At 65.2% G+C, this 13,674-nt stretch carries 13 protein-coding genes; 7 read left to right on the forward strand and 6 right to left on the reverse strand.

The genetic code is table 11. The annotated features are described in order from the left end of the window. Nucleotides 1-95 precede the first annotated feature (95 nt). Entirely contained in the window at nt 96-2,645 is a 2,550-nt protein-coding gene (locus KP010_RS11795) for a TonB-dependent receptor (RefSeq protein ID WP_246659674.1), read from the forward strand. A gap of 65 nt (nt 2,646-2,710) precedes the next feature. Beyond that, nucleotides 2,711-3,469 carry an outer membrane protein gene (locus KP010_RS11800; RefSeq protein ID WP_246659673.1) on the forward strand — a complete coding sequence of 253 codons (759 nt, stop codon included), beginning with the start codon at nt 2,711-2,713 and terminating at the stop codon, nt 3,467-3,469. Between the two features lie 16 nt (nt 3,470-3,485). Here the strand turns inward: KP010_RS11800 and KP010_RS11805 are convergent, their stop codons facing one another. Further along, nucleotides 3,486-4,127 (reverse strand): LysE family translocator, encoded by a 642-nt coding sequence (locus tag KP010_RS11805; RefSeq protein WP_216280906.1) that lies wholly within the window; start codon nt 4,125-4,127, stop codon nt 3,486-3,488. Between the two features lie 326 nt (nt 4,128-4,453). On the opposite strand from KP010_RS11805, the gene petA reads away from it, so the two are divergent. From petA to KP010_RS11820, 3 genes are read left to right on the forward strand one after another with little or no spacing between them, the layout of a single operon-like run. Next, nucleotides 4,454-4,972 carry a ubiquinol-cytochrome c reductase iron-sulfur subunit gene (gene petA / locus KP010_RS11810; protein ID WP_142861492.1) on the forward strand — a complete coding sequence of 173 codons (519 nt, stop codon included), beginning with the start codon at nt 4,454-4,456 and terminating at the stop codon, nt 4,970-4,972. 40 nt (nt 4,973-5,012) lie between these two features. Then, nucleotides 5,013-6,260, forward strand: coding sequence for a cytochrome b/b6 (locus KP010_RS11815; protein WP_142861491.1), 1,248 nt, complete (start codon nt 5,013-5,015; stop codon nt 6,258-6,260). 22 nt (nt 6,261-6,282) lie between these two features. Further along, complete coding sequence (locus KP010_RS11820; protein WP_246659672.1) at nt 6,283-7,119, forward strand: cytochrome c1; 837 nt, start codon at nt 6,283-6,285, stop codon at nt 7,117-7,119. Between the two features lie 40 nt (nt 7,120-7,159). On the opposite strand, the gene KP010_RS11825 is transcribed toward KP010_RS11820, so the two are convergent. Beyond that, nucleotides 7,160-7,786 (reverse strand): MarC family protein, encoded by a 627-nt coding sequence (locus tag KP010_RS11825; protein ID WP_142861489.1) that lies wholly within the window; start codon nt 7,784-7,786, stop codon nt 7,160-7,162. 162 nt (nt 7,787-7,948) lie between these two features. On the opposite strand from KP010_RS11825, the gene KP010_RS11830 reads away from it, so the two are divergent. Both KP010_RS11830 and KP010_RS11835 read left to right on the forward strand, forming a co-directional pair. Beyond that, entirely contained in the window at nt 7,949-9,376 is a 1,428-nt protein-coding gene (locus KP010_RS11830) for an MBOAT family protein (RefSeq protein WP_216280907.1), read from the forward strand. A 4-nt stretch (nt 9,377-9,380) separates the two neighbouring features. Beyond that, nucleotides 9,381-10,598: an alginate O-acetyltransferase gene (locus tag KP010_RS11835; RefSeq protein WP_142861487.1), complete on the forward strand. Its 1,218-nt coding sequence runs from the start codon at nt 9,381-9,383 to the stop codon at nt 10,596-10,598. Nucleotides 10,599-10,667: 69 nt separating this feature from the next. On the opposite strand, the gene KP010_RS11840 is transcribed toward KP010_RS11835, so the two are convergent. The 4 genes from KP010_RS11840 to KP010_RS11855 all read right to left on the reverse strand — a co-directional run bounded on the left by KP010_RS11840 (nt 10,668) and on the right by KP010_RS11855 (nt 13,545). Beyond that, the gene (locus KP010_RS11840) at nt 10,668-11,462 is read right to left on the reverse strand and encodes an EcsC family protein (RefSeq protein WP_246659678.1); all 795 of its coding nucleotides are present in this window, start codon (nt 11,460-11,462) and stop codon (nt 10,668-10,670) included. 176 nt (nt 11,463-11,638) lie between these two features. Next, on the reverse strand, nt 11,639-12,367 hold the full coding sequence (locus tag KP010_RS11845) for an SDR family NAD(P)-dependent oxidoreductase (RefSeq protein ID WP_142861486.1): 729 nt from the start codon (nt 12,365-12,367) through the stop codon (nt 11,639-11,641). After that, nucleotides 12,364-12,915 carry a Uma2 family endonuclease gene (locus tag KP010_RS11850; RefSeq protein ID WP_142861485.1) on the reverse strand — a complete coding sequence of 184 codons (552 nt, stop codon included), beginning with the start codon at nt 12,913-12,915 and terminating at the stop codon, nt 12,364-12,366. The genes KP010_RS11845 and KP010_RS11850 overlap by 4 nt, the downstream gene beginning before the upstream one ends. 6 nt (nt 12,916-12,921) lie before the next feature. Beyond that, the gene (locus tag KP010_RS11855) at nt 12,922-13,545 is read right to left on the reverse strand and encodes a DUF938 domain-containing protein (protein WP_216280908.1); all 624 of its coding nucleotides are present in this window, start codon (nt 13,543-13,545) and stop codon (nt 12,922-12,924) included. Nucleotides 13,546-13,674 lie beyond the last annotated feature (129 nt).

A 13,674-nucleotide genomic window follows, 5' to 3' on the forward strand; every position in this document is an offset into this window, starting at 1 on the left:
GATATTATACGTAAGCGCGCCATGGTGGAGCGAGCGTAACCCGCGCCGCGTCTCACGAGAGCCGCGCGCGGCGGGACATGGGGAAGAATTCAGTGATGCCGAAAGCGAGGGGAACAGGCGGCGCGTCGCGTGCGAATTTGTTGCGCAGCGTCGGTTTTGCGTCATTGGCGGCGGCCGGCGTTCTGGCCGTTGGAATGGCATGTGGCGGCTCGGCTGCGGCGCAAACGGCTCCGGCGCCGATCCCCGATCCGGTGGTCGGCCGGGCCGGCGCCGCCGCGGCGAGCGCGCAGGTCGACGACGTCACCGTCACGGCGCGCAATCGCGAGGAGAAGGCGCAGGACGTTCCTCTGCCCGTCAGCGTCGTCGGCCCCAAGGCGGCCGAGCGCGAGCGTCTCGAGCGTTTGTCCGATTTCGCCGAGAAGGTCCCCAATTATCGTCCGAACATCTCCAACCCGCGCACCTCCGGCACGGCGATCCGAGGCGTCGCCGGCGGCACGGGCGCGTCATCGGGCGGCGCCGACGGCTCGGAGGCGTCGGTCGGCTATATCGTCGACGATGTTTTCTACACCCATGTCGGCTTTCAGTGGCAGGACTTCGTCGATCTGCAATCTTTCGAGGTGGCGCGCGGTCCGCAAGGCACGCTGCTCGGCAAGAATACGACGGTCGGCGCGGTGGTCATCCGCACGCAATTGCCGGCCTTCACGCGCTCGGCGACGATCGAATCGTCTTTCGCCAATTACAATCGCTTCATCGAGAAGCTCAACGTCACCGGCCCGATCATAGACGACAAGCTCGCCTATCGCGTCACTTTCTATCTCGACAAGGGCGACGGCTGGATTCGCGACGCCGTCACGGGCGCGAGCTATCTCAACAACGATCGCTGGGGTGTGCGCGGTCAGCTCTATTATGTGGGCGACGAGATCACCAACCGTCTCATCTTCGATCGTTCCACCTCGCATGAATACAACAACTCCGGCAGCGGCGTGATCGGCGACTCCGTGCCGCTCTTTGCCAATGGAGCGCTCGGCGCGTCTTATGCGACGACGCTGGCCAATCGTCTCGGCAAGCCGATCCTCACCTACGATCCCTACACGCGCTTTCAGACGCGCGTCGGCACGCTCGATCAGCGCACGATCGGCGTCTCCGACACATTCACCTGGAGCCTCGGCGAGAACACGCTCACCTCTATCTCCGCTTGGCGCGAGTTTCGCCTGCATCCGCGCAATTCGCTCGGCGAACAGCTCACGGAGATCACCTCCAACGCCTATGACGTCTCCGTCGATCAATTCTCGCAGGAGATACGCCTCACCTCGCCCAAGGAGCAGACGTTCGAATGGCAGACCGGGCTCTATTCGCTCTATGAGCGCGTCTGGTCGCTCAATCATTTCGACTTCGGCTCCGATGCGGGCCGCTGGTTCAACTCGGGCAGCTCGGCGACGGCGGTCGCGCAGCGCAATTCGCTGCTCAATGGCTTCAAAAATCATCGCGACGGCAAGGCGACGACCTTCAGCGTCGCGGCCTTCGGGCAGGGAACCTATCACATAGACGAGCAATGGGCGCTGACCTTCGGCCTGCGCGACACCTATGAGATTCGCGAAGGCTCGGTGTTCGCCTGGGAGGAGGCCTGGGGGGAGGGACTCAATCCCTTCGTCGTCGATGCGGCGATCCGCGGCGGCGGCGGCGTCGGCTTCTACGACACGGGCGCGGTGAAGAAATATTTCAACTCGCTCTCCGGCCTCTTCAATCCCTCCTATCGCTACAATGAGAACGTCCTCGTCTATGGCTCGGTGGCGCGCGGCGAGAAATCCGGCGCGACCAATACGGATGCGCAACCGATTCTCGACGACAAGGGCAACTTCAAGCAGTTCCAGCCCGTCATCACCAAGCCGGAGGTGTCTTGGGATTACGAGCTCGGCGTCAAGACCAATTGGCTCGACAACAGGCTCATCGTCAACGCCAACGTCTATTGGAACGATATTTTCAATTATCAGGCGCAGCTCGTGAACACCGACTATCGCGACAGCACCGGCCAGGTCTTGCGTCGCAACTATCTCGGCAACATCGGCCATGTGCGTCTGCGCGGCATAGAGCTCGACGCGCGCTGGAGCCCGGTCGAGCGGCTGTGGCTCACGCTCAACGGCGCCTATGCGGAAGCGCGCTACATCAATTTCGACAAATCGCCGCCGCCTGCCGATTGGCTCTGGCCGACGGTGGCCGGTCAGCCGGCCGCGCCGGCGTCGCTCAATCGCGACAATTCGCGTTTCGAGAATTTCCCGCTGTGGTCGTTCAACGCCGGCGCCAATTACGAGCATCCGCTCGGCAATCTCTTCGCCGATGTCGGCGGCTGGGCCAACCGTCCCGTCACCGGAATCCTCTATGCGAATCTGTCCTGGCGCGACAAGCAGCGGCTCACCAATCCTTATTCCGTCTTCCAATATTGGCAGCCAGCCTATGCGCTGGTGAATGCGGGAGCGGGACTGCGCGCCGACGACGAGAGCTGGCAGCTGATGTTCTGGACGAAGAATCTCTTCGATCAGCGCTACGTCACCGCCTGGAGTCCGGGATCGGTCACCACGGCGGCGACCGTGACTCTGCAGGCGCAGCCGCGCACTTTCGGCGGCACGCTGACCGTCAAGCTCTATTGAAGTTTTGGCCTTTCGCTGCGCTCGCGTGGAGCGGCGCGCGGCGACGAGCGTTAGAGGAGTGCAACATGCGATATATGAATGACAGGCTTCGGCTGATCGGCGCCCTTGTCGGCGCGCTCGCGGCGGGCTCCGCCATCGCCGCCGATCTTCCTTCCGCCAAGGCGCCGCCCGCTCCGCTGTCGGCCCCGGCTCCCGCGTTCAGCTGGCAGGGGTTCTATGTCGGCGCCTATGCCGGCGCGCTGCTCGGCGAGGGGACCTTCACCTATTTGCGCGACACGCCCATTCGCGGCGCGGGCTTCCTCGGCGGCGGAACGCTCGGCTATAACTGGCAATGGACGCCGACGATCGTCCTCGGCCTCGAAGCCGATTTCGGCTATCGCGGGTCGCAGAATGCGGAGACGGTCGGCTGGAACACGCCGAGCGCGACGGAGACCGGCGTGTTCGGTACATTCCGCGGCCGCGCCGGCTACGCCTTCACGCGCAACTGGCTCATATACGGAACGGCGGGTCTCGCCTATGGGAGTGATTTCGTGCCGACGGCTTTCACCTCCCAGCTTCCGCTGACCCTCGGCCAGCTCTCCACCGGAACGACGGTGCGCGCCGGCTGGACCGCGGGCGCCGGCGTCGAATACGCATGGTCCGACAAAATCACGGTGAAGGGCGAATATCTCTATACGGAACTCGCGGATTCCGGCGTCGCCTATTCCACCAATTTCGGCGCCGTCCCGCTCAATGTGAAGAGCGCCGGCCATATCGTGCGTGGCGGCGTCAATTATCATTTCGCGACGCCCGCCGCTCCGCCGGCGCCGATCCTGACCAAATGAGGCCGGCGCGCGGCGGTCAGCGCGCGGCCGTGACGCCGCTCCATTCGGCGCCCAGCATCGCCAGCACCGACGCGAGCAGCAGAACGCCGGCGAGCCGTGAGAGATCGCGACTCGCCGACGGTTCCGGCGTCCACCGCCGCGCGCCATAGCTCGCCGCATAGCCGAGCGCGGAATAGAGCGTGAGGCACAGAAAGCTCGTCGTCCAGCCATAGACGAGCGCATGGCGCCAGAACGGCCCGTCGGCGGGCGCGAAGAATTGCGGCAATATGGCGAAATAGAAGAGAAGTCCCTTGGGATTGAGCAGGCTGGTCGCGACGCCGGCCGAGAAGGAGGCCCATTCGCTGCGCCTGGGGCCGCGGCTCGGCGCGTGGAGCCCGCCCTCCGAGCGGACGAGCCGAAAAGCGAGCCAGGAGAGATAGGCGACGCCTATATATTTGAGGGCGAGGAACAGCGCCGGAAACGCCTCGAAGACGAGCTGAAACCCCGCCGCCACCAGCGAGGTGAGCAGCGCATAGCCAGAAGCTATGCCGGCCGCGGAAAAGCAGCCCGCCCGCCCGCCGGCGGCCAGCGAGCGGCCGAGCACATAGAGCATATCCGGTCCTGGAACCGCGATCAGGCTGACAACCGTCGCCACGAAAACCAGATAACGGCCGCTCACTTCGCCTGCGCTCCACTTCGACAGCCCGCATGAGGGCCGTCGGCGCCGCTCGCGTCAAGAGGCGTCCGTGGCGTCAGGCCCGGCGCGGGTCCCGGCGGTTGACAAATTTTCCCGCGGGCCGTTTGTGGACAACAGCGGGCTGCTGCGCCACTGATCCCGAGGCGGCGGCAAGCGCGCTATTTGTCGCAGCGACGCGAAGGCCGCTTGCGGTCTCACGCCAAACTGCTCAAAACAGGCGCGCCCTCGCGAATAGATTTGTTTCTATTCGTGTTCCGAGCCGAGAGGCAAGGGGGCCAAGGTCGAACTCGCGAGAGAGGTTCCAGAAAGTGAGCAATGCGACAAAGGCGGAGCCGAGCCGCCGGGATATTTTGTTCCTCGCCACGGGAGCGGCGGCGACGGTCGCAGCGGGCGCCGCCGTATGGCCGTTGATCGCGCAGATGAATCCGGATGCTTCGACGCTGGCGTTGGCCTCGACGGAGCTCGACATTTCGGCCATTCCCGAGGGGCAGATCGTCACCGTCAAATGGCGCGGCAAGCCCGTTTTCGTGCGGCACCGCACCAAACAAGAGATCGAGGCCGCGCAGAACGTCCCGCTCGCCGAGCTTCCCGATCCGCAGGCCGATTCGGCGCGCGTGAAAAAGCCGGAATGGCTGGTCGTCGTCGGCGTCTGCACGCATCTGGGCTGCATTCCCACCGGCCATGAGGGCGAGTTCCACGGCTGGTTCTGCCCCTGCCACGGCTCCACCTACGACACCTCCGGCCGCATTCGCAGCGGTCCGGCTCCGAGCAATCTCGAAGTGCCCGATTACGCTTTCCTGAGCGACACCAAGATCAAGATCGGCTGATCGCGGCCCCGTCGCCGTCCCAACCTCCGAGACGACATTCATGACCGGACATTCGACTTACACGCCGAAGAGCGGCTTTGCGCGCTGGCTCGAGCGGCGCCTGCCGATCCTCGGCTTCATCCACGAATCCTTCGTCGCCTATCCCGTTCCGAAGAATCTCAACTATCTTTGGACCTTCGGCGCGATCCTCTCCTTCATGCTGGTCGCGCAGATCGTGACCGGCATCGTTCTGGCGATGCATTACACGCCGGAGACGACGCTCGCCTTCGATTCGATCGAGCACATCATGCGCGATGTGAATTGGGGCTGGGCGCTGCGCTATGCGCACGCCAATGGCGCCTCGATGTTCTTCCTCGCCGTCTATATCCACATCTTTCGCGGCATGTATTACGGCTCCTACAAGGAGCCGCGCGAGGTGCTGTGGATCCTCGGCGTCGTGATCTTCATGCTGATGATGGCGACCGGCTTCCTGGGCTATGTGCTCCCCTGGGGGCAAATGTCCTTCTGGGCCGCGACGGTGATCACCAATCTCTTCACCGCCATTCCCTATGTGGGCAATTCCATCACCACCTGGCTGCTCGGCGGCTATTCGGTCGACAACGCTACGCTCAACCGCTTCTTCGCGCTGCATTATCTCTTGCCCTTCGTCATCGTGGCCATCGTCGGCCTGCATGTCTGGGCGCTGCATGTGACGGGGCAGAACAATCCGACCGGCGTCGAGGTCAAGGATATCAAGAAGGAGACCGTGCCCTTCACGCCCTATGCGACGCTGAAGGACGCCGTCGGCCTCGTGGTCTTCGTCGGGCTCTTCGCATGGCTCACCTTCTTCGTGCCGAATTACACGGGCCATCCCGACAATTACATCGAGGCCAATCCGCTGGTGACGCCGCCGCATATCGTGCCGGAATGGTATTTCCTGCCCTTCTACGCGATCCTGCGCGCCATTCCCAACAAGCTGATCGGCGTCATCGCGCTGTTCGCCTCGATCCTCATCGTGGCGGCGCTGCCCTGGCTCGACACGTCGAAGGTGCGCTCGGGCGTCTATCGTCCGGCCTTCAAGAAGTTCTACTGGGTCTTCGTCTTCGTCGCGGTCGGCCTCGGCTATCTCGGCGCGCAGCCGGCGGAGGGCGTCTATCTCATCGCCGCCCGCATATTGATGGCCTATTACTTCCTGCACTTCCTCGTCGTGCTGCCGCTGCTCGGCAAATATGAGCAGACCCTGCCGGAGCCGCGGTCGATCGCCGCTTCTCTCGGCGAGGCCGCCACGGAGGAGAAGCCCCATGCGTGACGCGCGACAGAGAGCATCGATCATGAAATCGATCATTATGGCGGCGGCCCTGGCCAGCGCGGCGGGCGTCGCTGTGGCCGAGGAGGGCGGCGCGCATTCGCAGCCCAAGCCGCCGCGGCAGGAATGGAGCTTCGCCGGCGCCTTCGGCCATTACGACAATGCGCAGCTGCGCCGCGGCTACAAGGTCTATAGGGAGGTCTGCTCGAGCTGCCACTCGATCTCGCGCCTCGCCTTCCGCAATTTCGCCGAGAAGGGCGGGCCGGAGATCTCCGAGGCGGAGGCCAAGGCGCTGGCCGAGAGCTATAAGATCAAGGACGGCCCCAACGACGCCGGCGATTATTTCGAGCGCCCCGGCCGGCTCAGCGACCGCGTCCCGCCGCCCTTCCCCAATGAGCAGGCGGCGCGGGCGGCGCTCAACGGCGCCTATCCGCCGGACATGTCGGTTCTCGCCAAGGCGCGCGGCTATTCGCGCGGCTTCCCGCTGTTCCTCGCCGACGCTTTGCCCGGCTTCTCCTATCAGGAGCATGGCGTCGATTATATCGTCGCTCTGCTCACCGGCTATGTGGATGCGCCGCAGGGCGTCGAGCTGGCGCCCGGCCAATATTACAACCTCTACATGCCCGGCCGCCGCACCGGCATGCCGCCGCCACTCTCGGACGGCGCCGTGACCTATGATGATGGAACGCCGCAGACGGCGGCCCAATATGCGAAGGATGTCAGCGCTTTCCTGATGTGGGCCGCCGAGCCGCATCTCGAGGAGCGCAAGTCGATCGGCCTGAAGGTGGTCGGCTTCCTGATCGTCCTGTCCTTCCTGGTGTATTTCACCAAGCGCAAGATCTGGGCGGACGTCCACCACTGACGCGAGACGGCGACGCGATCCCGAGAGATCGCGTCGTCGTTCACACCTGCAGAAACGCCCGCACGCCATCGGCCACGAATTGCACGGCGAGGGCGGCGAGCAGGACGCCCAGCAATCGCGTCAGCACGACATTGGCCGCCGTGCCGAAGAATTGCGCCACCTCTCCCGCGATCAGGCAGAAGATCAGACAAATCGCCATTATCGCGGCGATCACCGCGATCAGGCTCGCAATCAGCGTCACGCTGCCATGGGCGTCGCTGGCCAGCAGCACGGTCGCGGTGATCGCGCCGGGGCCGGCCATTAGCGGAATCGCCAGCGGATAGGCGGCGATATTGTGCACATGCTCGGCGAGGGCCTTTTCCGCCGCTTTGGAATCGCGCTGAATGCGCACGCCGAACACCATTTCCGAAGCGATCGAAAATAAGAGAAATCCGCCCGCAATACGGAAGGCGGGAATGGAAATGCCCATCGCGCCGAGCAGCCGCTGGCCGATCAGCGCCGAGCCCGCGAGAATAGCCAGCGCATAGACGGCGGCGCGAAAGGCGATCGCGCGCTTCGTCCGCGCCTCGAGCCCCGATGTCGCGGCGACGAAGACCGGCGCGAGGCCGAGCGGCTCGACGACGACGAGCAGCGTCACAAAGGCCGAGACGAGATAGTCGAGATCCATCCCGGCCTCCGCTGGGCGAGCGTCGCGGAGGCAGATAGAGCGCGGGGGGCGATGCGCCAGCCGACGCCGACGCCGAGCTTACGCTGGCGCCGCCGATTGTTCGCGCCCCGCCACTCTGCTAAGACGCAGACCTTCACGAGGGAAAGGGCCGCGGACGAGAGGATGCTCTTTTATGAACCGCTGTTTCTGTTTCTCTTCGCTCCCGCGGTCTATGGCCTCTATCTGCTCGTCGGCGGCGATCGCGGCGCGCGTCTCGCCATTCTGCTCGCGGCGAGTCTTTTCTTCTACGCCTGGAGCGAGCCGCTCTTCGTCTTTGTCGTGCTCGGCTCCGCTTTCGCCGATGTCTTCATCGCGCGTCGGATAGCGGCGCTTCCGCCCGAGCAGAAATCGCGCAAGCTCTGGCTCGCGCTCGGCGTCTCGGCCAATCTCGGCCTGCTCGTCTATTTCAAATATGCGGGCTTTCTCGTCGCCAATCTCGACGTGATCTTGCGCGCGCTCACCATGCCGGGGCTCGCCTTCGCCTCGGTCGCGCTGCCGATCGGCGTCTCCTTCATCGTCTTCGAGAAGATCACCTTTCTCGTCGATGTGCATCGCGGCGCCACCGCGCCGGCGCAGAGCCTCTCGCTCTACGCTTTCTATGTGTTCTTCTTTCCCAAGCTGCTCGCCGGGCCGATCGTCAAATATCACGATATCGCCGAGCAATTGGCGCGGTTCCGCCATGCGACCAGCGAGGATTTCACTGAAGGTTTCGCGCGCTTCATGCTCGGCGTCGGCAAGAAGCTGCTCATCGCCGACACGCTGGCCGGCGGCGCCGATCTCGTCTTCTCGCAAGACGCGTCGCGCATCGGCTTTCTCGACGCATGGGCTGGCGTGCTGTTCTTCACCTTCCAGATCTATTTCGATTTCTCCGGCTATTCCGACATGGCGATCGGCCTCGCGCGCATGTTCGGCTTTCGTCTGCAGGAGAATTTCGACATGCCCTATGTGGCGGCGAGCGTCAGCGAATTCTGGCGCCGCTGGCACATGTCGCTCACCTCCTGGATTCGCGACTATCTCTACATTCCGCTCGGCGGCAATCGGCGCGGCGAAACGCGCACGCAGGTCAATCTCTGGCTCTGCTTCCTCGCCTCGGGCCTGTGGCACGGCGCGGCTTGGACCTATGTCGCCTGGGGCGCCTATAATGGCCTCTTCCTGGTGCTCGATCGGCTGTTCCTGCTCGATTGGCTGAAGCGCCGCCCGGTCTTCCTCGCCAATCTTCTGACTTTCGTCGTGGTGACGATCGGCTGGACCGTGTTTCGCGCTTCTTCCCTCGAGCAGGCGGGCGCCTTCTACCTCGCAATGGCGCGGCCTCTCGCGGGCGGCGCCGAGCCGGTCGCCATTCCCGCCTATCACTTCGTCGCGCTCGCTCTAGCGGCCGCGATCTGCCTTTCGCAGCGGCTCTATCTCTCCTTCGGCGACAGGCTCTCCTCGAGCCTGCTGGCACAGCGCCACGCCTTTGCGCTCAACGCTTTTCTCGCGCTGCTCTTCGTCTGCGCCGTCGGCAAGGGCCTCGCCGATCCGTTCAAGCCCTTCATCTATTTCCGGTTCTAAAACGATGCGCCGCACGCTTCTGCATCGCTCGCCCATCTACGCCGCCGCCGGCGCCGTCCTGTTCTTCTTTCTCGCGAGCCTATGGAATTACGCGGTCGAGCGCGACTATCCGAAACTGCGGCTGCGCAGCGCGAATCCGCTCGCCGGCGTCGCCAAGCCGGCGCCGACGGAGGTTTCGCTCGGCAAAATCCTCTCCGGCGAGACGCAGAAGAGCTTCTCCGACAATCTCGCGCAATCGCTGCCGGTGTTTCCCTTCGCGGTGCGCGCGCGCAATCAGCTGCTCTATTCGCTGTTCGGCGCCTCGGGAGCGAGCGGCCTCGTCATCGGGCGCGACGCGCAATTGTTCGAGCGTTTCTATATCGATGAATTCTGCCGCCGCGATGCGCCGCCGAGCGAGCCGACGCTCTCACGCTGGGCGCAGCGCGTCGCCGAGAACGAGGCCGCCGCCCATGCGCGCGGAAAAGGTTTCGCCTATGTGATTTCGCCATCCAAGGCCTCGCAATATCCGCAATATTTTCCCGCCGGAATGAAATGCCCGGCGCAGGCGCGCGGAACCATCGACAAGCTCACGCCCTATCGCGCGGCGCTAGAGGCGCGCGGGCTGCGCTTCGTCGATTCGCCGGCGCTGCTGGAGGCGCGAAAAAAGGATTTCGACATCGACTTTTTCCCGCGCGGCGGCACGCATTGGAATCTGCTCGGCGCCGCGCTCGCGACACGCGAGGCGACGCGCCTCATCGGCGATGAGGCGGGCCTCGGCCTCTTCGATTTCGACTGGCGCCGCGACAATGTCGCCGTGGGAGCGGATCGCGATCTGCTCGATCTGCTCAATCTTCTCTGGCCCGATCCGCATTATCCCGTCGCGACGATTCTGCGCGCGCCCGATGCGAAGGCGCAATGCGCGCGCGCGCCCAGGCTGCTCGCGCTCGGCGGCAGCTTCGTGCGCGAGATCATCGTCTCGCTCGCGCAGGCGCCTTGTCCGCCGCAGATCGATTATTGGTTCTCCATGCGGCTCGCCAATGAAGACTTCGATCTCGTCCGCTATCACACCGCGCCCGGCGAGACCGGCAATGGCGAGCGGCGGCCGGCCGATCTCACCGAGCTGCGCGCCAGCGCGGAAGAGGCCGACGCCATTCTGCTCGAGGAGAACGAGGCCAATATCGGCACGCTGAGCCAGGTGGAAAATCTCTGGCGCGCGCTGCATCCGGCGGAAGTGGCGAAGTAGCGAATAGCGAATAGCGAGTAGCGAATAGTAAGAAGCTCTACTCGCTACTCGCTATTCGCTACTCGCCGATCAAGCGGCCGCCGCGCGCCCTGCCAAGCGCGCATATTCGCCAAAGACGATCTCGCGGCCATAGGCGCGCTCCAATCGCCGCACGGTGAAATGGCCGCGCGCCAGCGACTGGAAATGCCGTGTGAAGGCGATATTGACCGCCGCCCCGCCGAGAGCGCCGAGCACGGGCGCCGCCTGCGCCGCGGCCTTTTGCGAGACGACGACGCCGAAACGCGTCGAAATTTGCGCGATGAGCCGCGCCAGCACCGGCGCCGTCTCGTCGGCGACCGCGGTCGCGGCGACATAATGCGCGGCGTCGCTCACCGTTTTGGCGAGCAGGCCGCGAATGGCGAGATAGCCGCCCTCGAGGATGTTGCCTTCCTCCGCATGGCCGCCGAGCGCGAAGACCTGCAGACAGGCGATCGTCGCCTCTGGATCGGCGAGGTCCTCGCCCTCGCTGCGGGCGATGTCGGCGATCGAGCGCAGCATGATGACGGTGGAGACCGGCAGCTCGATCGGTAGGCTGGCGAGGCCGATGGCGCCGCCGATCGCGCCGCTCGCCGCGGCGAGGCGCAGATGCAGCCGCGAGGCGTCGCGCGCCGGGGCGGCGGGATCGAGGCTCGAGATCGCGACGCGCAGGGCCGATTTGATGCCGCGGCGGGTCGCGCTCGCGGCCACTTCCTGCAAGGCTGTGGGAATGATGCGGCCGGCGAAGCCGATCTGCCGTCCGGCGAGCGCGGTGAGCCGCTGGGCGAAGCTCTCGCGCTCCAGAATTTCGACCGCCGCTCGCAGAGCGGCGCGGTCGGCCTCCGTCATCGGCCGCTCGGTCACGACGGGAAGTGCCTGCGACACGCTTGCTTTTCCTCTCCGATCGCTCCCGCCCCGGCCGCTAAGATCGGATGAAAAAGCCTGCGCCGCAAGGGCGAGCGCGGCCTTGTGCGAAGGCGCATTCTCCCACGGCGGCCGAGCACGAGATGCGCTCGGATGGGCGTTCAGTCGAAATCGATGAGGCTGTCGGTTGGAAAGTCGTAGAGCTTGCCGGTCTCGCTCCAATCCGGGCGGCACAGAGCGACGAGCTTGGGCGCCAATTCCTCGGGCGTGCGCAGCGTCATCGGATCTTCGCCCGGCATTGCGGCGGCGCGCATTTGCGTGCGCAGCGGGCCGGGATTGGCCAGCATCACCTTCACTTGTGAGGTGTTCTGCGTCTCGGCGGCGTAAGTGCGGCCGAGCGCGTTCAGCGCCGCTTTGGTGACGGCGTAAGGCCCCCAATAGGGCTTGATGCGATGCGCCGCGCCGGAGGTGACGAACACCGCGCGTCCCGCGTCGGACGAGCGCAAGAGAACATCCATTGCGCGAATGAGCCGCCAATTGGCGGTGACATTCACGTCGAAGAGACGGCTCCATTGCGGCGGATCGACATGCGGCAGTGGCGTCACCGGGCCGAGCAGGCCGGCGTTGCCGACGAGAATGTCGAGCTTCTTCCAGCGCTCGTGAATGCAGGCGCCGAGCCGGTCGAGATTGTCGAACTCGGCGACGTCGAGCGGGACGATGGTCGCCTGGCCGCCGAAGCCGACGATCTCGTCATAGAGGAATTCGAGCGCGCCTTGCCCGCGCGCCAGCGCGACGACATGCGCGCCCTCGCGCGCGAGAGCGACGGCGAGCGCGCGGCCTATGCCGCGCGAGGCGCCGGTGACGAGGGCGACGCGGCCTTCCAGAGTCATGCGAAAATATCCTTCAGCGCGAGGTCGAGTCCCGGCGGATCGAGCCGGATCGACCCTTCGGTCACGGTCTCTTCTCGCAACGCCGACCCGCCGTCACGGCGGCAATGCGTCACGGCGCGGCGGGCGAGATCGACGATGAGATAATGGGCGACGCTCGCCACACGGAAATAGCCCTCCCGCCTCACGCTCTCGCCGATCGTGTCGGAGGACGGCGCGGGAACCGCGACGATGATGACGGGGGCGGGGGCGAGCGTCTCTTCCGTCGCGATGGGAGCGCCGCAATTCACCAGAATGTCGGGCTCATAGACGTTATGCGCATCCACCGCGACGCCGAGGCCGCCGACATAGGCCTCGCAGGGCGCTCCGGCGCGCGCGAGAGCTTCGGCGATAGCGCGCCAGATCTTGCCCTTGGCCGCCACATGCTCCGACGGCGCGCGCGGCAAGGGGACGATCTCGCCATCGACGAGCTCATAATGGCCTTCCTCATGCCGCTCCGACCAGGCGAGGAAGTCCGCTATCGTCATCGGCTCGCGGGCGGGCGCTGTCATGAGCGCCTATCTAGCACGGAGCAGGCGAAACACGAGGGTCAGATTATTGGCCGGCATTTCCACGATGCGCGGCTCGGAAAACCCGTTTTTCTGCGCGCAGGCGATCACCGTCTCAATGTCGCGCACGCCCCAGGCGGGATTGCTCGCGCGCAGGCTGGCGTCGAACTCCTCATTGCTCGGCGCAGTATGGGCGCCGCCGCGCTTATAGGGGCCGTAGAGGCAGACCGGCGCCCCCTCCGGCAGCATCGCCGCCGCCGTGGCGAAGAGGCTCTCGGTCGACTCCCAGGGCGAGATATGAATCATGTTGATGCAGACGATCGCGTCGGCCTTTGTGAGAGGCCATGGCTGCTGCGTCGCATCCAGCGCGAGCGGCGCGCGGAGATTGGGAAGCCCCGTCGCCGCGACCCAGGCCGCGACGCTCTCCCGCGCTCTTTGGTCGCGGTCCGTGGGCTGGAAGACGAGCCCCGGCAGAGCGGCGGCGAAATGCGCGGAATGCTCGCCCGTGCCGCTGGCGATCTCCAGCACGAGCCCTTCCGCCGGCAGCTCCTCGCGCAGCACCTCGAGGATCGGCCCGCGATTGCGCGCGGCGGCGGGGGCGTAGAGGCGTTTGTCGTCTGCTTCCGGCGTCATCGGGGGCCTTTCTGATCGCGACGAAGCAAGAGCGGGGCCGCGCCGTCGCGGCCCCGATGTCATCAGGCATACACGAAGGAGCAATAGGGGCAAACAAGCAGCAAAGCTCTAGCTAAGCTCATGAGGAGA

The sequence above is a fragment of the Methylosinus sp. KRF6 genome (assembly GCF_018887255.1).
GTDB classification, from domain to species: Bacteria; Pseudomonadota; Alphaproteobacteria; order Rhizobiales; family Beijerinckiaceae; genus Methylosinus; species Methylosinus sporium.